This window comes from Vannielia sp. SX4 (assembly GCF_052828525.1).
This window is the reverse complement of the sequence record NZ_CM128247.1, coordinates 3,527,568-3,553,421: the sequence shown is the minus strand read 5'-3', so window position 1 is coordinate 3,553,421 and position 25,854 is coordinate 3,527,568. Positions and strand designations below refer to the sequence as shown.

24 protein-coding genes are annotated in these 25,854 nt (G+C 66.0%); 10 read left to right on the top strand and 14 right to left on the bottom strand.

The genetic code is table 11. The features are described 5' to 3' along the window. Positions 1-22 precede the first annotated feature (22 nt). From ACUXVX_RS17515 to ACUXVX_RS17505, 3 genes are read right to left on the bottom strand one after another with little or no spacing between them, the layout of a single operon-like run. Complete coding sequence (locus tag ACUXVX_RS17515; protein ID WP_446309317.1) at positions 23-952, bottom strand: dihydrodipicolinate synthase family protein; 930 nt, start codon at positions 950-952, stop codon at positions 23-25. Next, positions 949-1,671 (bottom strand): ribonuclease activity regulator RraA, encoded by a 723-nt coding sequence (locus ACUXVX_RS17510; protein WP_222468356.1) that lies wholly within the window; start codon positions 1,669-1,671, stop codon positions 949-951. Before ACUXVX_RS17510 ends, ACUXVX_RS17515 begins: the two co-directional genes overlap by 4 nt. A 20-nt stretch (positions 1,672-1,691) precedes the next feature. After that, positions 1,692-2,477, bottom strand: coding sequence for an SDR family oxidoreductase (locus tag ACUXVX_RS17505; protein WP_446309316.1), 786 nt, complete (start codon positions 2,475-2,477; stop codon positions 1,692-1,694). 15 nt (positions 2,478-2,492) lie between these two features. Between ACUXVX_RS17505 and ACUXVX_RS17500 the strand changes: the two genes are divergently transcribed. Continuing rightward, a complete protein-coding gene (locus tag ACUXVX_RS17500; RefSeq protein ID WP_446309315.1) occupies positions 2,493-3,458 on the top strand; it encodes a LysR family transcriptional regulator in 966 nt (321 codons plus the stop codon). A gap of 22 nt (positions 3,459-3,480) precedes the next feature. On the opposite strand, the gene larB is transcribed toward ACUXVX_RS17500, so the two are convergent. The 6 genes from larB to ACUXVX_RS17470 form a co-directional block, all read right to left on the bottom strand. Further along, positions 3,481-4,146 (bottom strand): nickel pincer cofactor biosynthesis protein LarB, encoded by a 666-nt coding sequence (larB, locus tag ACUXVX_RS17495; RefSeq protein WP_446309314.1) that lies wholly within the window; start codon positions 4,144-4,146, stop codon positions 3,481-3,483. Next, positions 4,143-4,916 carry an adenine nucleotide alpha hydrolase gene (locus ACUXVX_RS17490; RefSeq protein ID WP_446309313.1) on the bottom strand — a complete coding sequence of 258 codons (774 nt, stop codon included), beginning with the start codon at positions 4,914-4,916 and terminating at the stop codon, positions 4,143-4,145. The genes larB and ACUXVX_RS17490 overlap by 4 nt, the downstream gene beginning before the upstream one ends. Then, positions 4,909-6,057 carry a LarC family nickel insertion protein gene (locus ACUXVX_RS17485; RefSeq protein WP_446309312.1) on the bottom strand — a complete coding sequence of 383 codons (1,149 nt, stop codon included), beginning with the start codon at positions 6,055-6,057 and terminating at the stop codon, positions 4,909-4,911. The genes ACUXVX_RS17490 and ACUXVX_RS17485 overlap by 8 nt, the downstream gene beginning before the upstream one ends. Before the next feature lie 139 nt (positions 6,058-6,196). Next, positions 6,197-7,744: a UxaA family hydrolase gene (locus ACUXVX_RS17480; RefSeq protein ID WP_446309311.1), complete on the bottom strand. Its 1,548-nt coding sequence runs from the start codon at positions 7,742-7,744 to the stop codon at positions 6,197-6,199. Beyond that, positions 7,741-8,781 (bottom strand): Ldh family oxidoreductase, encoded by a 1,041-nt coding sequence (locus ACUXVX_RS17475; RefSeq protein ID WP_446309310.1) that lies wholly within the window; start codon positions 8,779-8,781, stop codon positions 7,741-7,743. The genes ACUXVX_RS17480 and ACUXVX_RS17475 overlap by 4 nt, the downstream gene beginning before the upstream one ends. Positions 8,782-8,783: 2 nt before the next feature. Then, the gene (locus tag ACUXVX_RS17470) at positions 8,784-10,520 is read right to left on the bottom strand and encodes an IlvD/Edd family dehydratase (protein WP_446309309.1); all 1,737 of its coding nucleotides are present in this window, start codon (positions 10,518-10,520) and stop codon (positions 8,784-8,786) included. A 151-nt stretch (positions 10,521-10,671) separates the two neighbouring features. Between ACUXVX_RS17470 and ACUXVX_RS17465 the strand changes: the two genes are divergently transcribed. The 6 genes from ACUXVX_RS17465 to ACUXVX_RS17440 all read left to right on the top strand — a co-directional run bounded on the left by ACUXVX_RS17465 (position 10,672) and on the right by ACUXVX_RS17440 (position 16,605). Next, positions 10,672-11,652, top strand: coding sequence for a Bug family tripartite tricarboxylate transporter substrate binding protein (locus ACUXVX_RS17465; RefSeq protein ID WP_222468365.1), 981 nt, complete (start codon positions 10,672-10,674; stop codon positions 11,650-11,652). An 80-nt stretch (positions 11,653-11,732) separates the two neighbouring features. Then, positions 11,733-12,179 (top strand): tripartite tricarboxylate transporter TctB family protein, encoded by a 447-nt coding sequence (locus ACUXVX_RS17460; RefSeq protein ID WP_222494688.1) that lies wholly within the window; start codon positions 11,733-11,735, stop codon positions 12,177-12,179. A 12-nt stretch (positions 12,180-12,191) separates the two neighbouring features. Continuing rightward, positions 12,192-13,736, top strand: coding sequence for a tripartite tricarboxylate transporter permease (locus ACUXVX_RS17455; protein WP_446309308.1), 1,545 nt, complete (start codon positions 12,192-12,194; stop codon positions 13,734-13,736). Between the two features lie 119 nt (positions 13,737-13,855). Then, entirely contained in the window at positions 13,856-14,491 is a 636-nt protein-coding gene (locus ACUXVX_RS17450; protein ID WP_222494684.1) for a GntR family transcriptional regulator, read from the top strand. A 41-nt stretch (positions 14,492-14,532) separates the two neighbouring features. Next, complete coding sequence (locus tag ACUXVX_RS17445; RefSeq protein ID WP_446309307.1) at positions 14,533-15,825, top strand: lactate racemase domain-containing protein; 1,293 nt, start codon at positions 14,533-14,535, stop codon at positions 15,823-15,825. 405 nt (positions 15,826-16,230) lie between these two features. Beyond that, positions 16,231-16,605: a Rieske (2Fe-2S) protein gene (locus ACUXVX_RS17440; RefSeq protein WP_446309306.1), complete on the top strand. Its 375-nt coding sequence runs from the start codon at positions 16,231-16,233 to the stop codon at positions 16,603-16,605. Between the two features lie 21 nt (positions 16,606-16,626). Here ACUXVX_RS17440 and ACUXVX_RS17435 read toward each other — a convergent pair whose 3' ends face one another. Beyond that, positions 16,627-17,877: an amidohydrolase/deacetylase family metallohydrolase gene (locus ACUXVX_RS17435; protein WP_446309305.1), complete on the bottom strand. Its 1,251-nt coding sequence runs from the start codon at positions 17,875-17,877 to the stop codon at positions 16,627-16,629. A 223-nt stretch (positions 17,878-18,100) separates the two neighbouring features. Here ACUXVX_RS17435 and ACUXVX_RS17430 point away from each other — a divergent pair, with 223 nt between their 5' ends. From ACUXVX_RS17430 to ACUXVX_RS17420, 3 genes are read left to right on the top strand one after another with little or no spacing between them, the layout of a single operon-like run. Next, positions 18,101-19,204 (top strand): amidase, encoded by a 1,104-nt coding sequence (locus tag ACUXVX_RS17430; RefSeq protein WP_446309304.1) that lies wholly within the window; start codon positions 18,101-18,103, stop codon positions 19,202-19,204. Then, on the top strand, positions 19,204-19,596 hold the full coding sequence (gene hpxZ, locus ACUXVX_RS17425; RefSeq protein WP_446309303.1) for an oxalurate catabolism protein HpxZ: 393 nt from the start codon (positions 19,204-19,206) through the stop codon (positions 19,594-19,596). The genes ACUXVX_RS17430 and hpxZ overlap by 1 nt, the downstream gene beginning before the upstream one ends. After that, entirely contained in the window at positions 19,593-20,675 is a 1,083-nt protein-coding gene (locus ACUXVX_RS17420) for an oxamate carbamoyltransferase subunit AllG family protein (protein ID WP_446309302.1), read from the top strand. Before hpxZ ends, ACUXVX_RS17420 begins: the two co-directional genes overlap by 4 nt. Here the strand turns inward: ACUXVX_RS17420 and ACUXVX_RS17415 are convergent. From ACUXVX_RS17415 to ACUXVX_RS17400, 4 genes are read right to left on the bottom strand one after another with little or no spacing between them, the layout of a single operon-like run. Then, a complete protein-coding gene (locus ACUXVX_RS17415) occupies positions 20,672-22,345 on the bottom strand; it encodes a dipeptide ABC transporter ATP-binding protein (protein WP_222494644.1) in 1,674 nt (557 codons plus the stop codon). The two genes, ACUXVX_RS17420 and ACUXVX_RS17415, sit on opposite strands and share 4 nt — an antisense overlap. Positions 22,346-22,353: 8 nt before the next feature. Next, the gene (locus ACUXVX_RS17410; protein WP_446309301.1) at positions 22,354-23,211 is read right to left on the bottom strand and encodes an ABC transporter permease; all 858 of its coding nucleotides are present in this window, start codon (positions 23,209-23,211) and stop codon (positions 22,354-22,356) included. 1 nt (position 23,212) lies between these two features. After that, positions 23,213-24,232: an ABC transporter permease gene (locus tag ACUXVX_RS17405; RefSeq protein ID WP_446309300.1), complete on the bottom strand. Its 1,020-nt coding sequence runs from the start codon at positions 24,230-24,232 to the stop codon at positions 23,213-23,215. A gap of 2 nt (positions 24,233-24,234) precedes the next feature. After that, entirely contained in the window at positions 24,235-25,854 is a 1,620-nt protein-coding gene (locus ACUXVX_RS17400) for an ABC transporter substrate-binding protein (protein WP_446309298.1), read from the bottom strand.

Here is a 25,854-nt window from a genome sequence, read left to right as displayed (position 1 = left end):
GGGGATTCAGCCTTGTGGCGCTTCACGCCGGTGGGAGCGAGGCGGGGTCTTTCACGGCCAGGCGCGCGAGCAATCGATCGATCTCGGCCTTGGCCTCTTTGCTCAGGGCCGGGCCGGGCTTTCGCAGGGCTGCGCTCGCGATGGCGCCGCGACGTGCGAGGATGTGCTTGCGGACGCTGAGGCCGATGCCCGGCTGGTGCTCGTAGCGGAGCAGCGGCAGATGGGCATCGAAGATGTCGGCCGCAGCATCCGGGTCAGTCGCGGAGAGATCGACGACACGGCGCAGCATTTCGGGGAAGGCGTAGCCGGTCATGGCGCCGTCGGCGCCGCGCCCCATCTCCATGTCGAGGAACAGGGCGCCATTTCCGCACAGGATCGACAGCGGGCGCATCGCGCCCTCGCTCTGCCACCTGCGAATGGCGGTGATCTTCTCGAGCCCGGGCCAGTCTTCATGCTTGAGCATGACGCAGTTTTCATGCTGCTCCACGACGCGCCGGATGACGGAGGAGGACATCACGACCCCGGTGGCCGTGGGGTGGTCTTGCAGCACCCAAGGCGTGTCTGGCCCGATGGCTCCGGCAGCCCCGGAAAACCACCCGGTGATCTGATCATCGGTCCGCATGCTGCCCGGCGGCGTCATCATGACGCCCGCGGCCCCCAGATCCATCGACTTTGCGGCGAGATCCTGCATGGCGGCGAGGCCGGGCGCGGACACGCCCACCACGATCGGCAGGCCGCGCGCCGCGGCGATGACCTCCTTGACCACGGTGACGCTCTCCTCGGGGCGGAGCTTTTGTGCTTCGCCCATGATGCCGAGGATCGTGATGCCATCGACCTTGCGGTCGAGAAACCACTCGGTCATCCGGGCCAGAGAGGGCACATCGAGCGCGCCTTCATCATCGAACGGTGTGGGCGCGATTGCGAAGACGCCCTTGGTGCTGGCCGAGATCACGCGTCTTTCCTCCAGGCGTCGTAGCGGGCGCGGGTGGCTTCGTTCATCGGGTAGAGACCGGGCAGTTTCTCGCCGTTCTCGACCTCGTTCACGATCCAGCCTTCGAGGCGCTCCTGCTCGGGGGCTTCTTCGAGAATCTCGCCGAGGTAGGCCGCCGGGATCACGACCGCGCCGTCCTTGTCGGCCACGATGGTGTCGCCCGGAATGACGCAGACGCCGCCGCAGCCGATGGTTTCTTCCCAGCCGACGAAGGTGAGGCCGGCCACCGAGGGGGGTGCCGCCGCCCCGCGCGACCAGACCGGCAGGTTGGTGCCAAGCACGCCGTCGACATCGCGCACGACGCCATCGGTTACGAGCCCGACCGCGCCGCGCTTGACCATGCGGGCGCAGAGGATATCGCCGAAGACACCTGCGTCGGCCACACCCATCGCGTCGATCACGGCGAAGGCGCCTTCGGGCATCGCCTCGATGGCGGCACGGGTCGAGATCGGGCTGCCCCAGCTGGCGGGGGTTGCGAGGTCTTCGCGGGCGGGCACGAAGCGGAAGGTGAACGCGGGGCCGACGACCCTTTCCTGGCCCGGGCGCAGCGGCATGCCGCCCCGGATCCAGACATTGCGCAGACCCTTCTTCAGCAGGATCGTGGTGAGCGTGGCGGTGGTGATCGTCTTGAGAACCTCGATGGCCGCGGCGTCGAGAGGCGTGACTTTGGTATCCGTCATGTCGGGTTGCCTTTTTGCTGTCAGATGCTGGGGATGTAGCCGCCGTCGATGCGGATCTGGGAGCCGGTGATGTAGCCGGCCCGATCCGATGCGAGGAAGGTCACCATGTCGGCGTATTCTGCGGGGTCGCCGTAGCGGCCCATCGGGATCATGGCGAGGCTGTCGGCGCGCACGTCTTCGACGCTCCGGCCCTCGCGCTCGGCCTTCTTCTCATCGAGGAAGGTGATGCGACCGGTCGCGATACGGCCGGGCATCACCACGTTGCAGGTGACCCCATCCTTGCCGACTTCGGCCGCCACCGTCTTGGACCAGCCGACCAGCGTGAGACGCAGGGCATTCGAGATGCCGAGGTTGGGGATGGGCGCGACCACGCCGGAGGAGGTGGAAGTGATGATGCGGCCCCAGCCACGGCTGCGCATGCCGGGAAGCACGCGGTCGGAGATGGACATGACCGAAACGATCATCGAATCGAAGAACTTGCGCCATGTCTCGGTGGACTGGCCGCTTGCGGTGCCCGGGGGCGGGCCGCCCGTGATCGCCACCAGAATGTCGACCGGACCCAGCGCGCTTTCAACCGCCGTGACATTGGCGTCGACCGCGCCGAGGTCTGACAAATCCCAGGCCATCGCGGTGGCCTTGCCGCCCGCGCCGGTGATCTCGGACACCGTCGCTTCGGCTGTTGCCTTGTCGATATCGGCCACGGCGACCGAGGCGCCTTCTGCGGCGAGGCTTTTGGCAATGCCGCTGCCAAGGCCGCCGCCACCACCAAGCACGAGCGCCACGCGCCCCTTCAGACCCAGATCCATCTTGCTCTCCCGTAATTGAACAGGACCGTAGCTAGGCAATTTTCAACGAAGGAAAAACAGGGTAAACCTGAGTTCAAAACGAAGGGAAACTTGGGTTTGGATACAGACAACCTGATCACGTTCAAGATTGTGGCCGATAAGGGCTCCATGGCGGCGGCGGCGCGCGAACTGGGCCTGACGGCGAACGCCGTGGCGCTCAGGTTGCGGGCACTTGAGGAGGAGTTCGGCAAGGCCTTGGTGGCGCGCGCGGGCCGTGTGGTGCGCCCGACGGCGGCCGGGCATGCCGTGTTGCAGCAGTTGCCGGGCTTCCTTGCCGATCTGCGAAACCTGCGAACCGCGGCGCTTGGATCGGAGATTGCGGGGGAGTTGCGGATCGGCGCCATCGCCACGGCCCTGACCGGGCTGCTGCCCTCGATTTTGGAGGCCAGCACCAAGCTCTATCCGCACCTGCGGCTGCATCTCGTGCCGGGGACATCGGCGGAGCTTTTCACCATGGCGACGGAGGGCGGGATCGACGCGGCGGCGATCGTGGCGCCGGAGTTTGACCTGCCGAAGATGCTGGAGTTCTCGCTCTGGCGCCGGGAAACCTTTGTTTTGATGGTGCCGGCGGACGAGCTGCGCACGAGTGTGTTCGACATTCTCGCGGCGTCACCGCTGATACTTTACGACCGTGAGCAATGGGGCGGCAGGCTGGCGGCACAGTGGATCGAGAATACCGGGATCGCGGCAGACATCCGGTTTGAACTCGACGCGCTGGATGCGATTGCGGTGCTCGTCGGGCGGGGGCTGGGTGTGTCGGTGGTGCCTGACTGGGCCGGGCCGAGGCCGGAGGGAAGCCGGGTGCGGGTGCTGCCCTTGCCGACGGCAATACCGTCGCGGGGGATCGGGCTGCTGTACCAGCGCAATGCGCCGCGCACCCATCTGGCCGAGGTGCTCGATCAGGTTGCCGGGACGGTTCTGAAAGAGCAAATGCTGGCTTGAGCCCTTGTGGCCGAGGCCCCGTTCAGCCCGTTGCTTGCGGATCGGACAGGGTGAGGAACTTGCGGGCAGCGGCCGCCGCGCCAAAGCCGTTGTCGATGTTCACGGTGACAATGCCGGGTGCGCAGCTTGCCAGCGCGGAGGAGAGCGCGGCCTTGCCGCCTTCAGACACCCCGTAGCCGACCGATGTTGGCACTGCGATGACAGGCGCGCGCACCAGACCGGCGAGAACCGAGAACAAGGCGCCCTCCATTCCGGCTACCGCGATCAGCAGGGGAAAGGCGGCGATCTCCTCGAGCCGGTCCTGAAGCCGCCACAGTCCGGCGACGCCAAGATCGGGGAACAGCTCCGCATCGAGGCCAAGGAAGCGGGCGGTGTGAAAGGCCTCGAGCGCGACGGGCAGATCGGAGGTGCCAGCGCTGACGATACCCAGCCGGGGGGCGCGAGCAGGCATTTCGGGTGCGTTCAGAACGCCGGTGCGGGCGAGGGCATCGAACGCCACGGGCAGGTCCGAAAGTGCGGCGAGATGCGCATCGGTCAGGCGGGTGAGCAGCAAGGGAAGATCGCGCGACTGGTGGGCCGCGACGATATCGCGGAGCTGCGCCTCGGTCTTGGACTGGGCGAAGACGACCTCGGGGACGCCGGTTCGGACTCCGCGCTCCCAATCCATGACCGTGTGAGACCCCGTCATTGCGAACCCTGCGCGACGAAGGCGCTGCCGCGCCGGTAAGGGGCAACGCCGACGAAGGCACGGCCTGCCGTGCGGCAGAGCTCGGCCACGTGTGCGGCGGAGGCCTCTGGCAGCGCGCCGCTTGTCTCAAGCCGAACGCCTGCCCCGGTCAGGCGGCAGCGCACATCTTCGAGCCCGCTCATCTGCCTGACCGCCTGTTCCACCCGATGGATGAAAGCGAGGTCTTCGGCGCGTATCGGGATGCCGGTTTCGACCCGGCTGGCAAGGCAGGGCTGGGCCGGGAGCGCCGCGATCTCGCCAAGGCCGAGCCGCGCGGCCAAGGCGCGCAGATCCGCCTTTGAAACATCGGCTTCGACATAGGGGTGAACCACCCCGTGCTGGGAAGCGGCCTGCAGACCGGGCCGATACTCGCCCAGATCATCGGTGTTCGTGCCCGCCGCGATGGTGCCCGTCACGACCTCCCTGATACGCGCGTAGAGGTTGGCCTTGCAAAAATAGCAGCGGTTGAGCGGGTTGCTGAGATAGGCGGGGTCGTTGAACTCGCCGGCGTTGAGAACGCGGAGTGTCCACCCCTCGGACTGCGCAAGAGCCCTGACGCGCTGGGTGGCCTCTGCCGGGACGGCGGGCGACACGGCGTGTGCGACGGTAACGGGCGCAATCCTGCCTGCGAATGTTGCCAATGTCAGGCTGTCCACCCCACCGCTCACGGCAATGGTGAGATCGGGATAGCGGGCCAAGACCTGCGCGAGGCGTATTTCGGCATCAACCATCGGTCGCCTCGGTTGCGGCCTTGCGGCGGGCGGCGAGGGTGGGGATCGCAGCCAGATCATCGCTCTCGACCTTGGTGGTCGAGGCTCCGGGTCGCGCGACCGTCTTGGTGCGCAAAGCGCCGGCCTGTCCGGCCTCGCGCTTCAGGACGCGCCGGCGCACCGTTTCGATCCGCAGGCCGATGGTGCTGGTTTCGACAAGGCAAAGCTGGGCGACCTCATCGACCCGCGACGCCTTCGCAAGGACGGTGACATTGTAGCGGATCCTCGACTTCTTGCCGTATCCGACGGTGTATCCCGCATCCATGACGCCCTCTCCGGCGCGGATGTGATCCAGCGCGACGGAGAGTTCTTCCGGGGTCATGTCATCGATCTCGAAGGAGATCTGGCCGACCATGTCGACCTCGCCAGCGGCAGGCTCGAACTGCAGGAGTCGGCAGACGTTCGGGATGCCTTTCAGATCGCGCTGGCCAGCGCCGATGCCGGAGCCCGACAGCCTCATGCCGGGGGGCGGGCCGTTTTGCGTTGGCGCGAGGAAACGCAGGATCGCCGCGCCTGTAGGGGTGATCCGCTCCCCTTCGACGCCGTCATCGACAAAGCAGAACCCGGCCAGCAGATGGGCGGTTGCGGGGGCGGGCACGGGGATCAGCCCATGCTGGGTATCGACCCGTCCGCGCCCGAGCGGCAAGGTGGAGCAGGACCAGCTCCCGGCTTCCGCGCTCTCGATCAGCGAGGCCGCGGCGACAATATCCGCCAGAGAGTCCCAATCCGCGATTTCGTGGAAATGGACGGTCTCTACCGGAACGCCGTGGCTGGCGGCCTCTGCCTCGGCAAGGCCGGTGAAGATGCCGATTGCGGTGGTCTTGACCGAGGGTTTGAGCCCCGACCCTTCAAGGCGCGCGCGAATGTCTCGCCAGTGGTGGGTGGGCGGTGCATCGGAGGAGATATCGAACACGACCTGCGTGGCCGCGAACCCTGCCTTGCGAATGCTGTCGATGCGCGGCGTAACATGCACTGAAAGCCCGGCGTCCTGCAGATCGGCAATCAGGGTATCCCGGGCCTCGGGAAAGGCCGACAGCATCGCTGCAGCGAACATGTCACCTGACAGGCCGCCGATGGCATCAATGTGGACATGGCGGCTCACGCAAGCCGACTCCAGCGGGCATGGCTCCTTGAGCGGCGCTCACCCGCCTTGCCCCGGCAGGGGTATGATGCTGGCATCTGGTTTCCTCCGCTCCCACTTGGCTGGCGCACGGCCAAGGTCCGATCCGTTTGTAGCAGCCTCAGCTCATGATGCCGATGCTCCATGGGACAAATTCATTGTCACCCAGGCCCAGTTCCTCGCTCTTGGTCGGAACGCCAGATGCCGTTTCGAGCATCTTGGCAAAGATCATTTCGCCGGTCTCCTCCAGTGTCGCCTCGCCATCGAGGATGACGCCGGCGTTCAGGTCCATGTCTTCCGTCAGGCGATTATACATTGGCGTGTTGGTCGCGATCTTGATGGAGGGCACAGGCTTGGCGCCGAACATGGAGCCACGCCCGGTGGTGAAACAGATCAGGTTGGCGCCGCCTGCGATCTGGCCGGTTGCGGAAACCGGATCGAAGCCGGGCGTATCCATGAAGACGAGGCCGCTGGCCTCCACGCGCTCGGCGTATTTGTAGACCTCCATCAAGGGGCCGGTGCCGCCCTTCATGGAAGAGCCGAGCGACTTTTCGAAGATGTTTGCCAGACCGCCCATCTGGTTGCCCGGGCTGACCACGCCGTTGATCTGCACGTCTCGGCCGGGGGAGTATTCGTCCTTCCACCACCGGATGCGGTCCATCAGCTTTTGACCGACCTCGACCGAACGGGCCCGCCGGGTCAGGGTGTGCTCGACGCCGTAGATTTCGGGCGTTTCCGACAGGATGCCGGTGCCCCCGTGGCGGGCGAGGATCGACACGGCGTGGCCTAGGGCGGGGTTGGCGGTGATGGACGAGAAGCCATCAGACCCGCCGCATTGCAGGCCGACCTTCAGGTGGCTGGCCGGGACGGGCTGACGCGCGACATCATTTGCCTCGGGCAGCATTTCCGTGACCGCGGCGATGCCGGCCTCGATGGTTTTGCGGGTGCCGCCCGTCTCCTGCATGACGAGATTCAGCAGGCGCGGGCCCTGCGAGAGGCCGTTGTGCTGCATCAGCGCAGGGATCTGGTTTCTCTCGCAGCCCAGCCCAATCAGGATGGCGCCTGCAAGGTTGGCATGGGTGGCGTAGCCGCCGATGGTGCGGCGCAGCAGATCCATCGGTTCGCCCGACATTTCCATGCCGCAGCCAAGGCCGTGGGGGAACGCCACGACACCGTCGATATTGGGATAGTCGGCCAGAACTTCGGGTGTGAAGTGCGCGGCGATCTTGCGGACGACCGTGGCCGAGCAGTTTACCGACGACAGGATGCCGACGTAGTTGCGGGTGGCCACGCGGCCATCGGGCCGAATGATACCCTGAAACACCGCCCGATCCTCCTCGGGCACCGGCACCACCGGCTGATACTCGCTGGCATGGCGGGGATCGCGATCAAACTCGCGGAACTCGATGTTGTGGCTGTGCAGCATGGAGCCGGGCCGCACGTCCTTTGCCGCGAACCCGATGGTGACGTTGTATTTGCGGATCGGCTCACCCTTGGCGATTGCTCGGGTTGCGATCTTGTAGCCTGCCGGGACCGGGGTGTTCGTGGTGACGCCTTCCCCCGGGATCTCGGTCTTGGGCGCGATCTCGCGGTAGGCGACCACGACATTGTCGTCGGGGTGCAGGCGGATGGCCGGGCCTCGATGCAGTTTTTCCAGTGTTTCGCTCATTGTGCTACCCTTGTTTCGCTTTGCAGGCCCAGCTTCTGCAGCACCGCCAGAAGGTCGGGTGCCAGGGCCAGGCCGTTGGCTATGTTCTCCGCTCGCCGTTCCAGCGCGCGCTGTCCGGGCAGCCGCACAGGCGGCGCGCCGCTTGCGACGGATGCTCCGCGGCAGGCCTCTGCAATCCACGAAGCCTGTGCGCAAAAGGCCTCTCGCCCGCCGAAATGCGCAGGGTCGAGGACCATAACGAAGACGGACGCCCCCCAGCGGTCGGTGGCCTCGAGCCGTCCGTGGCCGGAGAGGCCGGTTGTCAGCATTTCGACCAGCAGGCCCAGCGCGAAGCCCTTGTGCCCGTGGTCAAGCCCGCCGAGCGGCAACAGGGCGCCGCTGCCCGCCGCGCGGGTTGTCGGATCGTCGGTGGCCCGGCCCTCCGTATCGACCAGCCATCCGCCCGGAAGGCGGCCGCCCTGTGCCGCCATTGCGGCGACCATTCCGCTTGTCGTGATCGACATCGAGACATCCAGCATCACGGGTGCGCCCTCCGTCGGCCAGCCCGCGGCAATCGGGTTGGGGGAGTAGACGCCACCGGTGGCTCCGAAGGGCGCAACATCGCGGTTTGACGGAGAGGAGGAGGCGATGATGACAGCGAGGCCCTGCTTGGTGACTGCCTCCAAGTAAGCGGCGAGGCAGGCGATGTGGTGACTTCTCGCGATGGCAATTGCCCCAACGCCGTGTTGGCGTGCCTTGGCCGAGGCGACGGTGAGGGCCGCGCGGACCAGCACCGGGCCGGGGAGCCAGTTGCCATCCCAGCGCTCCACAACAGAGCCAACCGGGCTGGTGACATCGGCGGCGCCCTCATGAGCCATGCCGCCACTGCGCAACTCGTCGAGATAGCGGGGGAGCAGGGCGAGCCCGTGCGTGACGTGCCCGAGCAGATCGCCCTCGACGAGTGTGTCCGCGACGATCCCGGCATGGTTCGAACACAGACCGGCTTCGCCGAGCTTTTCTGCCGCGAACCGCCGGAGGGTTTCGGGAGGCAGCCGCATGGTCAGCCGTCTGCCTGCCCGGTGGCTTGCTGCGCGGGCACGAGGAAGTCGAAATCGCAGCCAAAGTCGGCTTCGGTGACCGTTTCGAGAAACAGCTTTCTGTAACCGCGATCCGAGTTCGGGTGCACCGGAACCGACAGTTCGGCGCGCCGTTCAGCCAGAACATCTTCACTGACATGCAGGGTGATCGCGCGATCCGGCACGTTCAACTCGATCTCGTCACCGTCACGGACCAGCGCCAAGGGCCCGCCGCTGGCGGCTTCGGGCGTGACATGCAGAATGATGGTGCCGCTGGCCGTGCCGCTCATGCGCGCATCCGAGATGCGGACCATGTCTTTCACCCCTTGTTCCGCCAGTTTGCGCGGAATCGGCATGTAACCAGCTTCGGGCATGCCTGGCGCGCCCTTGGGGCCGGCGTTCTGAAGAACCAGAATGTCGTCTTTGGTGACATCGAGCTCGGGCAGATCCACCCGCCGGGTCAGGTCTTCGATGGAATTGAAGACGACAGCGCGGCCACGATGAACCATCAGGTCGGGGTTGGCGGCGGATTGCTTGATGATCGCGCCGCGCGGGGCGAGGTTGCCCCGCAGAACGGCCATGCCACCTTCGGCAAAGAGGGGGGCCTCTCTGTTGGATACGACGTTCTGCGCGAAGCCGGCGGGCGCGTCGTCAATCTCTTCGCCAAGGGTGCGGCCAGTTACTGTCAGGCAATCGAGATTGAGGTGTTCGCGCAACTCGCGCAGCACGGTGACGAGGCCGCCAGCAGCGTGCAGGTCTTCCATGTATTGCGTGCCGGACGGCTTCAGATCGACCAGAACCGGGATCTTGCGGCCGAGGGCATCGAACTTGTCGAGGTCGATCTTGATGCCCATGCGCCCGGCAACCGCCGTCAGGTGGATGATGGCGTTGGTGGAGCCGCCGACGGCCAGAAGAACGGCCAATGCGTTCTCGAAGGCGGCCTCGGTCATGATCTTGTCGGGCGTGAGTCCGGCGGCGGCCATCTGCACGGCGAGCTCGCCCGACCTTTCGGCGATGCGGCGACGGTCCGCAGAGACGGCGGGGGCACAGGCCCCGCCCGGGGCCATCATTCCCAGCGCTTCGGTGACGAGTGCCATCGTCGATGCGGTGCCCATGACACCACAGGTGCCGGTGCCCGGCACAAGCTGGTCGTTGACCTCGGTGATCTCCTGGTTGTCAATCTCACCGGCGCGGTAGCGGCCCCAGAAGCGGCGGCAGTCGGTGCACGCCCCGACCTTCTCGCCGCGATGGCTGCCGGTCCGCATCGGGCCGGTGACAAGCTGGATTGCAGGAAGGTTGGCCGAAGCGGCCCCCATCAGCTGGGCCGGAACCGTCTTGTCGCAGCCGCCGATCATGACCACGGCGTCCATCGGCTGGGCGCGGATCATTTCTTCGGTGTCGATGGCCATCAGGTTGCGCAGGTACATGCTGGTCGGGTGCGAGAACGATTCGTGGATCGAGATCGTCGGGAAGGGAATCGGCAGCCCGCCGGCCAGCATCACGCCCCGCTTTGCCGCCTCTACCAGATCGGCCATGTTGCCGTGGCAGGCGTTGTAATCACTGCCGGTGTCGATGATGCCGATGATCGGGCGGTCGAGCGCGGCGTCGCTATAGCCCATCCCCTTGATGAAGGCCTTGCGCAGAAACAGCGAAAACCCGGCATCACCATAGCTGGTGAGCCCTTTGCGCATACCCTTGGGCGTGTCGTCTTTCGTGCTCATGCGGCCATCCTCCATCACTTAATTCATGCGGAACGTACTGTTCTGCATAGCCTACTCACCAACCTTCAAGCAGATTGTCAATAATTTGTTTGACAGAATGGTCAGCGATTTCTAACGTCGCGACGGGAATTAAAAAATGGGAGGACTTCTTATGAGAAAACTACTTTCGACAGCAGCTATCGCTCTTGCGATCGGGGCTTCCGCGCCAGCCGTTGCGGTGGCCCAGGGCTATGACGCGGCGAGCGAAGTGACGGTGCTGATGGGCTTCAAGGCCGGGGGCGGATCTGACGCCTTGGCGCAGCTCGTTCAGCCCTTCCTTGCCGAAGAGCTCGGCGTGAGCTTCGTGAACCAGTACATGCCGGGCGCGACCGGCGCGATCGCCTGGACCCGGCTGGCCAAGCAGGTGAAGCCCGACGGCGAGACCATCAGCATCACGAATACGCCGATGCTGATGACCAACTACATCATGAACGATACGATCACCTACAACATCTCGGAACTCACGCCGCTTGCGAACATCGTGACGGACCCGGGCATTGCGGTTGTGGCCGCGGACAGCCCTTATCAGACCTTCGCCGACCTCATGGAAGCGGCTGAGGCCAACCCCGGCGCTGTCACTGTCGGCAACTCCGGCATCGGCGGCGACGATTTCTTCACCACGGTCGCCTTCGAGCGCACCGCCGGTGTGAAATTCCAGAAGGTGCCGTTCCAGGGTGATGGACCTTCGTGGACTGCCGCGATGGGCGGGCAGATCGACGCCAGCTTCAACAACGTCGGCATCACCTTCCCGCAGGTCGAGGCGGGCAATCTGCGCGCGCTGGTCGTCTTTGCGGAGGAGCGCCTGGCCGAGCTGCCTGACGTGCCGACCGCGAAGGAACTGGGTTACGATGTTGTGGCAGGGTCTTCGCGTGGCTACAGCGCGCCGGCCGGCTTCCCCGAGGAGGCCCGCACTCAGCTGGTCGAGGGGCTTCGCCGCGTGACCGAGAACCCCGAGTTTCAGGCGGCCGCAGCGGCCCAGGCGATGAACATCGATTTCATCGGTGGCGATGACTACACCGCCTTCCTGCAAGCTCAGGAGAAGACCTTCACCGAGGTCTGGAACGAAGTGAAGGACGACGTTCAGTCGAACTGAGCCACTTCGGCACAGGGTGGCGGCCTTCGGGCCGCCACTTGCCCTTCCGATACTGTCCGCCTTTCCTCTGGGAGTAACCGATGGGACGCATTCTGGTGGCCATGGCTGCGATCGCTCTGGCCCTTTTTTTCCGTTACACGGCGCAAGACTATCCAAGGGCCGCCGCGCGCCTTCCGACCCTGCTTGGCTGGGCCGTGATCCTGCTGGCGCTGCTGGCGATTGGCGGGCAGCTGATGGCCTGGAGGAGGCAGAGCGCAGAAGGTGCCTTGCGGCTCATCCCCGCGATCGACACGCGTGCCATCACCATCGGGGTGTGCTTTGCGGGCCTGAGCATCGCCTATGCGGCGGCGATCACCGTGGTGGGATACCTCATCGCCACGCCCGTCTTCCTCCTGGTGTCGCTCGGCGCGCTGCGGCCCATCGGCTGGAGCCGCATCCTGATCACCACCGCGCTCGTGACAGGCGTCATCTGGGCGGTCTTCATCCATTTCCTTGGCCTTCCGTTGCCGCTCTATCCCGGCGCATGAGGGGAACCCGACGTGACTGACTCTTTCCTCTGGATCGGGCTGACCAACGTGGTCCAGCCCATCAACATCGCGGCAATCGTCATGGGCACGCTGATCGGCATGTTCGTCGGCGCGATGCCGGGCCTCTCTGCGACGATGGCCATCGCCCTGCTGCTGCCGCTGACCTTTTCTTTCGAACCGGCGACGGGCCTCGCCATGCTGGCGTCGCTTTACCTGTCCGCGATGTATGGCGGCTCCATTGCGGCGATCCTGCTGCGCACCCCGGGCACCCCCGCCGCGGCGGCTACGGTGATCGACGGCTACCCGATGGCGCAGGCCGGCAAGGCCGGGAAGGCGCTTGGATACTCGCTGACGGCATCGCTGATCGGGGGTATCGTCTCGTCAATCGTGTTGCTGACGGTGGCGCCAATGCTGGGCCGGTTGGTGCTCAACTTCGGGCCGGTCGAGATTTTTGCAATCGCGGTGCTGGGGATCACGATCATCGGGTCGCTATCGCAAGGCTCTGCCGTGCTTGGCCTGATGTCCGGCGCGCTCGGCCTGCTGATCTCGATGATCGGCATGGACCCGACGACAGGCACGCCCCGCTTTACCTTCGGAAACCTGAACCTGTTCGGAGGGGTCGAATTTACCGTTGCCCTGATCGGGCTCTTTTCCATCCCGCAGGCCATTCGCCTTATGATGGGCGGCGATACCCAGACCAGCAGCAGGATCTCGAATGTGCGGGACCGGATGCTGCCGACGGCGATCGAGTTCGTGAAAATGCTGCCGAACAGCATCCGCTCTGCCGGGATCGGCGTGGCCACCGGCCTGATCCCCGGAACCGGCGGCGATACGGCCTCGTGGTTTGCCTATAACGAGGCCAAGCGGTTCTCGCGCAACAAGGCGGCCTTCGGCACCGGTCATCCGGCGGGCATCGTGGCCCCCGAAGCGGCGAACAACTCTGTCGTGGGCGGGGCTCTGATTCCGACGATCTCGCTGGGCATTCCGGGCTCGTCCTCGACGGCAGTTCTCATGGGCGGGCTCATGGTGCATGGCATCCTGCCCGGCCCGACGCTGATGACCGACCATGGCGACGTGACCTACACGCTCCTCTGGGCCGTCCTGTTTGCGAATGTCGCGCTCTTTGCCGTGGGCATGCTGTTTACCCGTGCCTGTGTCTCGGTCACCAAGATCCCCAACAGGGTGGTCGGACCGGTCATCGTGGTTTTGTCGATCATCGGTGCCTATGCGCTGAACAACTCAATCTTCGAGATCTGGCTGATGCTGGGCTTCGGGCTCTTCGGGTTTGTCCTCGACGCGTGCAAGATTCCGACGCCGCCGCTGGTCATCGGGCTGATCCTTGGGCCGGTTCTTGATACCAGCCTCGAGCAGAGCCTTCTGATCGGGCAGGGCAACTGGATGATCTTCCTCCAGAGCCCGATTTCGGCCGTGCTGCTGGGGATTGCCCTTCTGTCCATTCTGCAGGCGACGCCGCTCTTCAGCTGGCTCGGTGGACTCCGCCGCAGATCAGCGGGCGCCTCGGAAAGCGAGGTTGACTCGCGTAAGACACATGGATGATTCTTGCCGATCCAGAGATAGAGTGCTCCAGACAGGTGACGTGAACGAAGCCAGAAGTGAGATGTGAAGTGACCAAGGCGGGTAGAGAAGATCCGAAAACGAGCGGCAGCGCCGAAGAAGTGACGCGCGACATCACGCGGCGGCTGGAAGAGGATATCGTCTTTGGCCACCTTCACCCGCGCGAGCGGCTGGTGGAGGATGAGATCGCCGAGCGCTTCGGCATCAAGCGTTACCTTGCCCGGCAGGCGATCATCGAGCTTGAGCGGCTGGGGCTTGTGGATCGCATCCGCAATCGCGGTGCCGTCGTGCGCCTTTATACCCCGCAGGAGGTCAACGACATCCACTTGGTGCGGGTGCTGCTGGAAACGCAGGCCGCCGGCCTCATTCCGCTTCCGATGGATGCGGAGTCTGTCAAGAAGCTCGAAGAGATCCAGGGGCGCCACTCGATCGGGATCACCGAAGGCGACAAGCGCGCGGTCTTTCACGCCAACATCGAGTTTCATAGGGAGCTGTTTGCGCATTGCGGAAATGCAGCGCTGATCGAAGCCATCGAGATCTTCGCGCAGAAGAGCCATGCCTATCGCTCGATCTTCACGAATGACCTTGCCTCGCTGGAATGGGCCGCGAGTGAGCATCTGTCGATGATAGACGCATGCCGGCGGGGCGACCGTGACGCGCTTGTGGTGGCCTGCAGAGACCATCTTGCGCCCGCGAAGGATCATTACATCTCCGTCTGGCGCTCGCGGTTTGATTGAATGCGCGTGCGGCTTCCCGGGAAAGAGGCAGGAGACAGGCGATGAGTGTCATTGACGAATTTCTGGCAAATGTCGAACTGCCCCGCATGGTGACGGTCAGACAGGTATTTGCCGACAATGCCGTGGCCGATATTGCCAGCGCGGTGCGTGCCGAGATCGCGCGGCCTGAGATCGCAGCTCTGGTGCGCCCTGACATGTCGGTTGCCGTCGGCGTTGGAAGCCGGGGCCTTGCCGAGCTGCCCACGCTTGTGAGAACGACTGTCGACGCCCTTCGTGCGCTCGGTGCCCGGCCCTACATCGTGCCGGCCATGGGGAGCCATGGCGGCGCAACGCCCGAAGGCCAGATCAAGCTGCTCGGCAAGCTTGGCGTGACCGAGGAAAGCGCGGGCTGCCCGATCCGGTCCTCGATGGAGATCGTCGAGCTTGGGCGCCTGCCCAACGGGCTGCCAATCCTGATGGACAAGGAGGCCATGCAGGCTGATGGCATCATCGTCATCAACCGGGTGAAACCTCATACCAGTTTCAGCGGCACCATAGAAAGCGGCCTCGCCAAGATGGTGACGATCGGGCTTGGCAAGCAGCAGGGCGCCGAAAGTTGCCATGCGCTCGGGTTTGGCAAGATGGCGGAGAACGTGCTGGAGATGGCCCGTTTCAAGCTGGAACACACGCCGATCCTGTTTGGCCTCGCGACGGTGGAAAACGCCTATGACAGGATCTCGCGGATCGAAGCGGTTGCGGGCGACAGGATCCTCGAGCGAGAACCCGAATTGCTGGCCGAGGCACGTGCTAACATGCCGCGCATCCTCTTCCGACCGATTGATGTGCTCATCGTCGACCGGATGGGCAAGGAGTATTCGGGCACAGGGATGGACCCCAACATCACTGGCCGCGCCTCTACGCCCTATGTGACCACCACTCAGGAGGTCGGAAAGATGGCCGTTCTCGACCTCACCGAAAACAGCGGCGGCAATGCCACCGGGATCGGACTTGCCGACATCTGCACGCGCCGACTCTACGAGAAGATCGATTTTCCGGCGACCTATGCCAATTGCATCACCTCGACGGTTCTGGCTGGCGCGCGCATTCCGGTAATCATGGAAACCGACCGGGATGCCGCCCGGATCGCGGTCAAGACCTGCAACGTTCCCGATCTGGACCAGCTGCGGATGGTCAGGCTATCGAACACGCTGCATCTCGAGGAGATCCAGATTTCCGAGGCCCTGCTGCCCGAGGCGCGCAGCAACCCCTCTATCGAAATCCTAGGTGATCCGAGCCCGATGTTGTTCGACGCGGCGGGGAGCCTGCTGCACGGGGATCATCCGCCGGGTGGCTGACGCTCTGCTGTGGGGTTCGTGAGCGCGGGAGATATGGCCGGTAGATGGCGGACCGACCGATTGATCTTTCCGAAGGCGACGCTGGCAAGGTCAAGGTGGTCAACGGATGTTGGCACCGCTGGATCGCGTGACGAGGGTGTATCGCTCTCTTTGTCGCTGTTGCCGATTGGTAAAGATTGGGCGGCGGGCGATGCGGGGTGCTGACGCCGCTGTGTCGCCTCTCAGGTTCAATTTAAGCACGGGCTTGCCTGCCTGTAACGTTTCCGGCCGCTTACCAGTGACCATCGAACCCTGATCGGCGCGAAAAGAGGCGCCGGGGTGGGCGGGGTTGATCATCTGTGGGAAAGTGATCAGGGTGCTGAGTATCTGCCTGCGTGGTGCAGGTTGCGGCCAGCGGAGGCGGCGGTGTCTGACGATTTGCCCGACTATCAGAACGTGGCGCTGATGCGCGACCTGCCTGAGGGGCGGGTGGTGACGGTGCGGGTGGCGGGGCATTTGGTGGGGGTGGCGCTGGTGGGCGCATCGCCGCGGGTTTTTCAGAGCCTTTGCCCGCATGACAAGGCCTCGCTGAAGGACGGGCGGATCGAGGGATGTGAGGTGCAATGCCCGCGCCATTTTGCCCGGTTCGATCTGGAGAGCGGAAAGGTCTCTGCCGGGTGGCGGGTGGATGACCTGCGGCTCTATCCGGCGCGGGTGCGGGAAGGCTGGGTGCAGGTGGACGCAGAGGCCCTCCGACGCGATCCGCCGGAGGGCCAGAAGAAGGTTTGGGATTTGTCCTGAGGCGCCGTGCGGGCCGCCGGCTCAGGCGTAGACGGGCGGCGGGATCAGCGGCGAGTCGGAATCGAAGCGCTCGCCATCCTTGAAGCACATCACCGGGCGCACGAGCTTGTCTGTCACCACCTCGACGCCGGAATTGTCGAACAGCCTGAACTTGCCGTCGACGATTTCGAGCACCGAAATGTCAGCCCCGCGCGAGACCTGAAGCGAGCCCAGCTCGTCGGATTTTCCGAGCACGGTGGCAGGGTTCTGGGTGACGGTTGCGATGACCTCGGGGAGGGTCATGCCGAGGGTGATCAGCTCGGTCATCGCCACGGTGAGGTTGAAGGGGGCGGCGCCGAAGAAGGGGTTGGATTCGCGCAGGCCCTTGTCGAGCCCTTCGGGCGGGACGGTGACGTTGAAGCCGTGCATGTCGGCGCCGAGGGTGAAGGGCCTGATGCCGGTGTCGAGCACCTTCTTGGCCACTTCGAAGCTGAAATGCGAGCCGTGGCCGACATCGACGCGCACGCCGCGGTCGATCGCCTCGAAGACGATGGGGTGCACCTCGCCCTCCTCCGAAACGAAGCCGCCGGGGTGGCGGGTGAAGGGGTGGGCCAGCATGTCGCCCTCTTCCATGATCGGCACCAGCTCGCGGATCAGCTCGTCGGGGTCGGGCACGGGGCCTTCCTCAAGCGAGGGCCAGAGCTGGCCGAGGTGGATGTAGAGCGGCAGGCCCAGCTCGCGGGAGATCTGCTTGCCGACCTTGATCACCTCCATCCCCCAGCGCGACTGGCCGCCGATTTCGGCATGGGCCTTCACGCCGCGCACGATGTCGAGGTTTTCCTTGGCGACGCGGATGGTGTGCTCGGGGTTCACGCCGTTGGGGCCGTAGAGGTCGGGATACATGTGCCCCTCCAACCCGCCGACGAGATAGGCGGAGATGAAGCAGTAGAGCTTGGTCTTGGCCGCCGGGTCGATGAGGTGCTTGAAGCCGCCCAGCGTCATGCAGCTCGGGCCGCCCTGGTCGATGATGGTGGTCACGCCGGAGCGGACGCCGACCATATCGGGGTTGAGGCCGAACTTGCCGGTGACGTGCTGGTAGATGTGGCCGTGGGTGTCGATCATGCCGGCGATGATGATCTTGCCGGAGAGGTCCACCACCTCTGCCCCGTCGGGGGTGATGGTGGGTTCGATGGCGGCGATCTTGCCGCCCTTGATCGCAATATCGAACTGCCCGTCGCGGCCTGTTGCCGGGTCGATCACCCGGCCGCCCTTCAGCACAGTCTCGTAGCCCATGGTCATATGCGTCCCTTTCCTGCGTCGCGTTTCGGTGTCACCGGGTGGCCCGTTGTTGCCCGTTGCGGGCAGGGTCTGGCGGGGCGTCGGTGACCTCCTCTTGATTTAATCAGTATCCTGATCAATTCTGCTTATCAAGGCGTCACGGCCATGTAGAACAGGGGATTTGCGCAAAATGCGGGCAGAAACGCAGCTTGCTGACGAAATATTTGTCACGCGGAGCATGGCGGCCGCCGGAGGGGCGGGCCTGCTTGCCGGCCTGCGGCTGGCGGTGAAGGACAATATCGACGGCGCGGGCTGGGTGAACGGCTCGGGCACGCCGGGCTGGGCCGAGGGCCGGGCGGCGGCGGAGGTGGATGCGCCGGTGCTGGCGGCGCTGCTGGCCGAGGGGGCGCAGATGGTGGGGCGCACGGTGATGGATGAGTTGGCCTTCAGCCTCATGGGGCGCAACGCGCATTACGGCACGCCGCCCAATGGCGCGGCGCCGGAGCGGCTTCCGGGCGGCTCCTCTTCGGGGAGCGCGGCGGCGGTGAGCTGCGGGGCGGCGGATATTGCGCTGGGCACGGATACCGGCGGATCGGTGCGGCTTCCGGCGGCGTGGTGCGGGCTGCATGGGCTGCGCACGACCCACGGGGCGGTGCCGATGGCCGGGGTGACGCCGCTGGCGCCGAGCTTTGACGTGGTGGGCTGGTTCGCCCGTTCAGCTGTGCATATGGCGGCGGTCGCGCAGGTCTGCGGCCTGGCGCGGCGGGGCGGGTTTGCGCGGGTCTGGATGCCGGGCGCGCTCTGGGCCGGGGCGGCGCCCGCGCTGCGGGAGGCGGCGGAGCGGATCGTTGCGGGGCGGGCGGTAGAGGATGCGCCGCTGCCCGAGTGCGGCATGGATCGGGGCGAGGTGTTTCGCCAGGTGCAGGCGGTGGAGGCCTGGGCGGCACTGGGCGATTTCGTGACCGCGCGAGGCGCCGGGCTGGCGCCGGACGTGCGGGCGCGGTTCGAGGCGGGGCGTGACATGGCGCCAGCGGACTATGAGGCGGCAGTGGCGGCGCGGGCGCGATTTGCGGCGGCGATGGAGGAGGCGCTGGCGGGCGACACGCTCTTGCTGATGCCGACCACGCCTGACCCGGCGCCGATGCGCGATGCCGCGCCCGAGGTGCTGGACCGCACGCGGGGCCGGGCGATTGGCCTGCTCTCGGTCGCGGGGCTTGCGGGCCTGCCGCAATATGCGCTGCCGGTGCCAAACCCCGATGGCCCGCCGCTGTCTCTCTCGCTGATCGCGGCGCCGGGCCGCGACGCTGACCTCATTGAAATTGCCGAGGATATGGAGCCCTGATGACCGACCCTGTGGTGAACGACCCCGAAACGCTAGCCGAGGTGGAAGCCGCCTTTGCCCGCTACGAACGCGCCCTGACGGGCAATCTGATCGAGGAGATGGATGAGTTGTTCTGGCACCACGGGCTGACCGTGCGGCTGGGGGCGGGGGAGAACCTTTATGGGATCGAGGCGATCCGGGCGTTTCGGAAGGCGCGGCCTTCTAAGGGGCTGGAGCGGGCGCTGCGGAACACGGTGATCACCAGCTTCGGCAAGGATTTTGCCACCGCCTGCACCGAGTTCACCCGCGAGGGGAGCGATAGAATCGGACGGCAGACGCACAGTTGGGTGCGGTTTGCAGACGGCTGGAAGATCGTGGCGGCGCATGTCTCGCTGATGGAGGGCGGGCAATGAGCCTGTGGGACGGCATCAGCCCGGTGCTGACGGGCTGCCTGCCGCTGGGCGAGGCGGTGCCGGGGCTCAAGGCGCGGGCGTTGCTGCATGCGGGGCCTGCGTTTGACGGTGCTGCGGCGATGCCGCGGCCTGTGGTGAATGCGGCTGTGGCGGCGGTGCTGGCGGAGGGCTGGGCGGATGCGCCGGAGGCGGCGGAACGGATGATCCGCGCGGGCGAGGTGGCGTTGCGACCTGCGCAGGAGGTGGGGGTGGTGACGCCGCTGGCTTGTGTCGTCTCGCAGAGCATGCCGGTGCTGGTGGTGGAGGCCGGTGGGGTGAAGGCGTTTTCGCCGGTAAGCGATGGGGGTTTGGACGGAGCCTTGCGGTTTGGCGCGGCCAATCCGGCGGGGCAGGTGGCGCGGATTGGCGAGATGGCGGCGATGGAGGGGCCGTTGCGGGCGGCGATTGGCGCAGGCGTCGCGCTTATGCCGCTCATGTCACAGGCGATTGCAGCGGGGGATGATTTGCACGGCTCGGTGGCCGCGATGAGCGCGGGGCTGGCGGATCGGCTGGGGATGAGCGGCGCGGCGGATGCCTATGCGCGGATGCCGCTCTTTGCGCTGAACGCGGTGATGGCGGCTGCGGCGGTGATGCTGAAGGCCGGCGCGGCGCGGGCGCCGGAGCCGATGGTGATGGCCGCCGGGGGCAACGGGGTGGCTTTTGGCTGGATGACCTCGAAGGCGCCGGGGGTGTGGCAAGTGCGGCCTGCGACCACGCCGGAAGGCCCGAGGATGGATAATGGCGCGGCGCGCGTGCTGCCCGCGATTGGCGACAGCGCGGTGATTGACGCGCTGGGGCTTGGCGGGCCGATCCTGCGGCATGCGCCTGCGCTGCGGGAGGCGTTGGCGCCGTTTCATGGCGCTGAGGTCTTTGACGCCTCGCCCGCCTTTATGGCGCCGCACCCGGAATTGCCCGAAGACATTCACCTGGGCTGCGCCGCCGCGCGGCTGGGGCAGCATCCGGGCATCATGCTGGCGATGCTCGGTGCGGAGGGCGAGGGGCTTGTGGGGCGCGGGCTGGCGGGGTGGCCGGGGGCCTAGGAGACCCGCAATTTCTCCGGCTCGAAATGCGGGATCGCGGCCACCAGCTTTTGGGTGTAGGGGTCGCGCGGCGCGTGGAGCACCTGTTCGGCGCTGCCCTCTTCCACGATCTTGCCCCGGTTCATCACGATGGTGCGCTCGCAGAGCAGACGCACCACGTTGAGGTCGTGGCTGACGAAGATGTAGCTCATGCCCAGCTCGCGGCGCAGCCGGTCGAGCAGTTGCAGCACCACGGCCTGCACCGACACGTCGAGCGCGGAGGTCGGCTCGTCGAGGATCAGCAGCAGCGGGTCGGTGGCGATAGCACGGGCGATGTTGACCCGCGCCTTCTGCCCGCCGGAAAGCTGGTGCGGATAGCGCGACAGAAGCTCGCCGGGCAGGCCGACCATCTCGGCCAGCATGGCGGTGCGGCGGCTCAGTTCGCCCGCGTCCTTCATGCCCATGATCCGGCGCAGGGGCTGGGCGATCACATCCGATGCCGACCAGCGCGGATCGAGGCTGTCGTGACTGTCCTGGAATACCATCTGCACCTGCCCGCGCTGGGGCATCCGGGCAAAGCGCTGGGCCGGGTGGTGGAGGATGTCATGCCCATCGAAGATGACCGAGCCGGAGGTGGCATCTTGCAGGCGGGCGATGATGGAGGAGGTGGTGGACTTGCCGCAGCCGCTCTCGCCCACCAGCCCGAGGCTCTCGCCGCGCCGCAGCTCGAAGCTGATGCCATCGACGGCGCGGAAGGGCGCGGGCTTGCGGCCGAAAAAGCCTGTGCCGCGGCGGGGGAATTCCTTGACGAGGTTCACCACCTCCAGCAGCCGGTCGGGACCGGGGCGGTTTTGCGGGGTGGGGGTGATCTTGGCGGGGGCTTCGAGCTGGCCGCGGGTCAGATCCTCGAGCCGGGAGTCCGGCCCGGGAGAGGCGGCGATGAGCTTTTGGGTATAGGGATGGCGCGGCGCAGTGAAGAGCTGGCGCACCGGGGCGCTCTCGACCACGCGGCCCTTTTCCATCACCACGATCCGGTCGCAATACTCGGCGGCCATGCCGAGATCATGGGTGATCAGCACCACCGACATGCCGCGCGCGCGGGTCAGTTCGCGCATCAGGTCCATCGTGGTTTTCTGGGTGGTCACATCGAGGCCGGTGGTCGGCTCGTCGGCGATCAGCAGGCGGGGGGAGCAGGCCAGGGCGAGGGCGATCATCACCCGCTGGCACATGCCGCCAGACAGCTCGAACGGGTAGGCGTTGTAGCGCTCTTCGGGGTCGTTGATCTGGACCTGCCGGAGCAGGTCGATGGCCTTGGATTTGGCATCGGTGCGCCCGGCGAGCGCGTGGCGTTTGAGCACGTCGGAAAGTTGCTGGCCGACGGTCATGATCGGGTTCAGCGCCGCCCGTGGGTTCTGGAAGATCATCGAGATCTCGCGGCCCCGGAGCGGGCGTTGCTGGCCGAGCAGCGGCTTGCCATCGTAGCTGACGCTGCCGCCCGCCACCCGGCCTGCCTGATCGAGCAGGCCGATGGTGGTGTAGGCGGAGACCGATTTGCCCGAGCCGCTCTCGCCCACCACGCCGACCACCTCGCCCGCGCCGACCTCGAAGCTGACATCGTGCAGGGCGGTGACCTCGCCGTTGCGGGTGCGGAAGGCGATGGAGAGGTTCTCGACCTTGAGGAGCGGGGTCATTGGCGGCCTCACGTGCGGCGGGTCGGGTCGACGAGGTCGCGCAGCCCGTCGCCCATGAGGTTGAAGCAGAAGACGGCGAGCATCAGCGCGGTGCCGGGGAAGAGGGCCAGCCACCACTCGCCGGAGATGATGTAGGAGGCGCCTTCGGCGACCATGATGCCCCATTCGGCGGAGGGCGGGCGGACGCCCAGCCCGATGAAGGAGAGGCCCGCCGCGTTGAGGATGGCCCAGCCGAGGTTGAGGGAGATTTGCACCATCATCGGCGGCAGCACGTTGGGGAAGAGCTGTGTGGCGAGGATGCGCAGGCTGGAGCTGCCCGAGAGCCGGGCGGCCTGCACGTAGCCCGCGTTGCGGCGCACCGCCACCTCGGCGCGGGCGACGCGGATGTAGAAGGGCAGGTTGATGACGGCGGTGGCGTAGATCACGTTTTCGACCGTGTTGCCCATCGTCGCCACCACGCCCATCGCCAGCACGAAGAGCGGGAAGGCCATGATGGTATCGGACATGCGGCCGATGATGCGGTCGGCCCAGCCGCCGAAGAAGCCTGCGAGGCACCCCAGCGCGGAGCCGATGACGAAGGAGAGCGCCACGGCGGAGAGGGCGATGCCCAGATCGAGCCGGGTGGCGACGATGACGCGGCTGAACACGTCGCGCCCGAGGTGGTCGGTACCGAAGGGGTGCGCCCAGGATGGCGGTTGCAGGGCGTTCACGGCGTGGGTGGCCAGCGGATCATAGGGCGCGATTGACGGGCCGAAGACAGCGAGGAAGATCATCAGCGCGAAGAGCCCGAAGCCGACTGCCGTGAGCGGGTTGCCGGAGAGGGTGTAGCGGAGGCGGGCGAAGGGGGCGGCGAGGGTTGCGGCCATGTCAGCTTTCCAGTCCGATGCGCGGGTCGATCAGGGTGAGTACCACGTCGATAAAGAGGTTCACCACCACGAAGAGCAGCGCCATGCAGAGAACGAAGCCCTGCACGGCGGCATAGTCGGAGGCGACCAGCGCGCCGATGGCGTAGGAGCCGATGCCGGGCCAGGAGAAGACCTTTTCGACCAGCACATTGGCGCCGAGGAGGAAGGAGAACACCATGCCCAGCGTGGTCAGCACCGGCAGGGCGGCGTTGCGAAAGGCGTAGACCCAGATCACCCGCGCCCCGCCCAGCCCGTTGGCCCGCGCGGTGCGGACATATTCGCCCGAGAGCGCGGCCAGCATGGCGGCGCGGGTCATCCGGGCGATGGGGGCCAGCGCGAAGAGGCTGAGGGTGATGGCGGGCAGGATCATCTGGCGCAGGCTGGCCCAGAACACCTCCCAATCACCCGCCAGTGCGGCGTCGATGGAGTAGAAGCCGGTCACCTGCGGGGGCGATAGGTAGAGAAAGTCGAGCCGTCCCAGTGGCGAGGGCGCCCAGCCGAGCAGGTAGTAGAAGATGTAGATCAGGAACAGCCCGGTGAAGAAGGTGGGCAGCGACACGCCTGCGGTGACCAGCACGCGGCAGAGATGATCGACCCAGCTGCCGGGGCGAGTGGCGGCCAGGACGCCGAGCGGGATGGCGATGGCCATCGACAGCAGCAGGCCCGCGAGGGTCAGCTCCAGCGAGGCGGGCAGGCGGCTCATCAGCTCGGTCAGAACCGGGCGGCCGGTGGAGAGGGAGTTTCCGAGATCTCCATGCAGGAGATCCCGGAGGTAGTAGAGGAACTGGACAGGAAGGGAGTGATCCAGCCCCAGCTCTGCGCGGATCTGGGCGATGGTGTCTTCATCGGCCATGAGACCGGCAAAGAACACCGCCGGGTCGCCCGGGAGGGCCCGGGTCAGCAGGAAGGTGATCAGGATCACCCCGAAGACCGGGGGGATCGCCTGAACGATCCGGCCGAAGATGCGCGAGAGCTTTTCCACGATCAGCCCTTGGCCATGTTGGTGACGGCGAGCTGGCGGTGGAACCACGAGACGTAGCCCTCGACCTCGGGCTTCATCGCCGCGTCGAGATAGGGCTGGTAGAGCGGGATGCGCGGCACGTCCTCAAAGGCGATCTCGATCATCCGCTTGATGTTGGGCTCATAGGCCGGATCATCGGTTTCCATCGTCAGGGTCTGCTCCACCAGCGAGGCGATCTCGGGGTTGGAGTAGTTCGACGAGTTGAAGAGGTGCCCTTCGATATAGGCCCAGTAGAAGTAATAGTCGGGGTAGTTGAGCCAGCCGCCGAAGTTTTCGAGATGCATCGGCAGGCGCTTTTCGACGAGGGCCGCGGTGCGCCAGTTGGCGCCCGGGATCTTGTCGAGCGTGGCGGTGATGCCGATCTTGGCGAGGCTTTCCTGAATGAGCAGCGCGGTCGGCTCCATCCAGTCGGCGAGACCGAGGTTGTAGGAGAGCGTGGTCTCGAACCCATCGGCAAACCCGGCCTCCTCCATCAGCGCCTTGGCCTTTTCGAGGTCGGTCGCATAGGGGAAGGGCTGGGGCCATTCGGTGGTGGAAGGGCTGGCCTCGGTGCCGCCCCACATCGGCTTGCCACGGCCATAGGCTCCGGCGGCGAGGATATCCTCGTAGGGCAGGGCGAAGGCGATGGCCTGACGCACCAGCTTGTTGTCGAAGGGCGCCATCGCCACGTTGAGGCCGAGCACGTGCAGGCAGTTGTCGATCGGCGCGCCCTCGACCTTGGCGACACCGCTCTCGGCCATCTCCTTGGCGTCCTTGGAGGGGACATCCATGTAGAAATCCACATCGCCGCGCTCGAGCAGGGCCCGGCGGGTGGCGGCGGAGGGCACCTCGCGCACGATCACGCGCTTCATCGGCGGCAGGGTGCCAAGCGCCCAATCCTCGTTGCGCTCGTAGACGAACTGTTGGCCGGCATCCCAGCGGGTGACCTTGTAGGGGCCGGAGCCTGCGGGGTTTTCGTGCAGGTATTCGGTGGCCCATGGGTCATCTTCGGTGGCGTGCTCCATCGCCACCTTGGAGTTGATCACCAGCGGCACCGGCACGGCGAGGTCGGGCAGGGCAAGCTTGGAGGGGGATGGCAGATCGACCCGGAAGGTCATCTCGTCGACCACCACGAATTGCTCGGGCGACGACATGGAGCCGGCCTTCATCTGGGTCAGCGGGAAGCCTCCGAGGGTCACCGCCCGGTCGAACGACCATTTCACATCTTCAGCCGTGACCTGGCTGCCATCCCAGAACTTGGCCTTGGGGCTGATCTTGAAGGTGATCGACTTGCCGTCTTCCGCGACCTCCCAGCTTTCGGCGATCTCGGGCTCGATGACGGTGGAATCGTAGGCGATGGTGCCATCGTCCAGTGTTTTGGTGCCGAAGCGCACGAGCCGGTCGTAGATGTTGACGGCCACCTGATAGGAGGGGCGGTTGGTGCCGGTGCGGTGCAGATCGAGGCTGTTGATCGTGTCGCCGATCACCACCAGCAGGGTGTCATCCCCGGCTGCCGCAGAGGCGGGCAGGGCGCGGAGGAAGGGCAACAGGGCGGCGCCGCCGATGGTGGCCGAACCGGCCCTGAGAAAGTCGCGTCGTTTCAT

Excerpts from the sequence above, each read along its gene's own strand:
- ACUXVX_RS17510 (WP_222468356.1), bottom strand. The coding sequence starts at position 1,671 with ATGACGGATACCAAAGTCACGCCTCTCGACGCCGCGGCCATCGAGGTT.
- ACUXVX_RS17505 (WP_446309316.1), bottom strand. The coding sequence starts at position 2,477 with ATGGATCTGGGTCTGAAGGGGCGCGTGGCGCTCGTGCTTGGTGGTGGC.
- larB (WP_446309314.1), bottom strand. The coding sequence starts at position 4,146 with ATGACGGGGTCTCACACGGTCATGGATTGGGAGCGCGGAGTCCGAACC.
- ACUXVX_RS17490 (WP_446309313.1), bottom strand. The coding sequence starts at position 4,916 with ATGGTTGATGCCGAAATACGCCTCGCGCAGGTCTTGGCCCGCTATCCC.
- ACUXVX_RS17480 (WP_446309311.1), bottom strand. The coding sequence starts at position 7,744 with ATGAGCGAAACACTGGAAAAACTGCATCGAGGCCCGGCCATCCGCCTG.
- ACUXVX_RS17475 (WP_446309310.1), bottom strand. The coding sequence starts at position 8,781 with ATGCGGCTGCCTCCCGAAACCCTCCGGCGGTTCGCGGCAGAAAAGCTC.
- ACUXVX_RS17470 (WP_446309309.1), bottom strand. The coding sequence starts at position 10,520 with ATGAGCACGAAAGACGACACGCCCAAGGGTATGCGCAAAGGGCTCACC.
- ACUXVX_RS17465 (WP_222468365.1), top strand. The coding sequence starts at position 10,672 with ATGAGAAAACTACTTTCGACAGCAGCTATCGCTCTTGCGATCGGGGCT.
- ACUXVX_RS17460 (WP_222494688.1), top strand. The coding sequence starts at position 11,733 with ATGGGACGCATTCTGGTGGCCATGGCTGCGATCGCTCTGGCCCTTTTT.
- ACUXVX_RS17445 (WP_446309307.1), top strand. The coding sequence starts at position 14,533 with ATGAGTGTCATTGACGAATTTCTGGCAAATGTCGAACTGCCCCGCATG.
- ACUXVX_RS17435 (WP_446309305.1), bottom strand. The coding sequence starts at position 17,877 with ATGGGCTACGAGACTGTGCTGAAGGGCGGCCGGGTGATCGACCCGGCA.
- ACUXVX_RS17430 (WP_446309304.1), top strand. The coding sequence starts at position 18,101 with ATGGCGGCCGCCGGAGGGGCGGGCCTGCTTGCCGGCCTGCGGCTGGCG.
- hpxZ (WP_446309303.1), top strand. The coding sequence starts at position 19,204 with ATGACCGACCCTGTGGTGAACGACCCCGAAACGCTAGCCGAGGTGGAA.
- ACUXVX_RS17420 (WP_446309302.1), top strand. The coding sequence starts at position 19,593 with ATGAGCCTGTGGGACGGCATCAGCCCGGTGCTGACGGGCTGCCTGCCG.
- ACUXVX_RS17415 (WP_222494644.1), bottom strand. The coding sequence starts at position 22,345 with ATGACCCCGCTCCTCAAGGTCGAGAACCTCTCCATCGCCTTCCGCACC.
- ACUXVX_RS17410 (WP_446309301.1), bottom strand. The coding sequence starts at position 23,211 with ATGGCCGCAACCCTCGCCGCCCCCTTCGCCCGCCTCCGCTACACCCTC.
- ACUXVX_RS17400 (WP_446309298.1), bottom strand. The coding sequence starts at position 25,854 with ATGAAACGACGCGACTTTCTCAGGGCCGGTTCGGCCACCATCGGCGGC.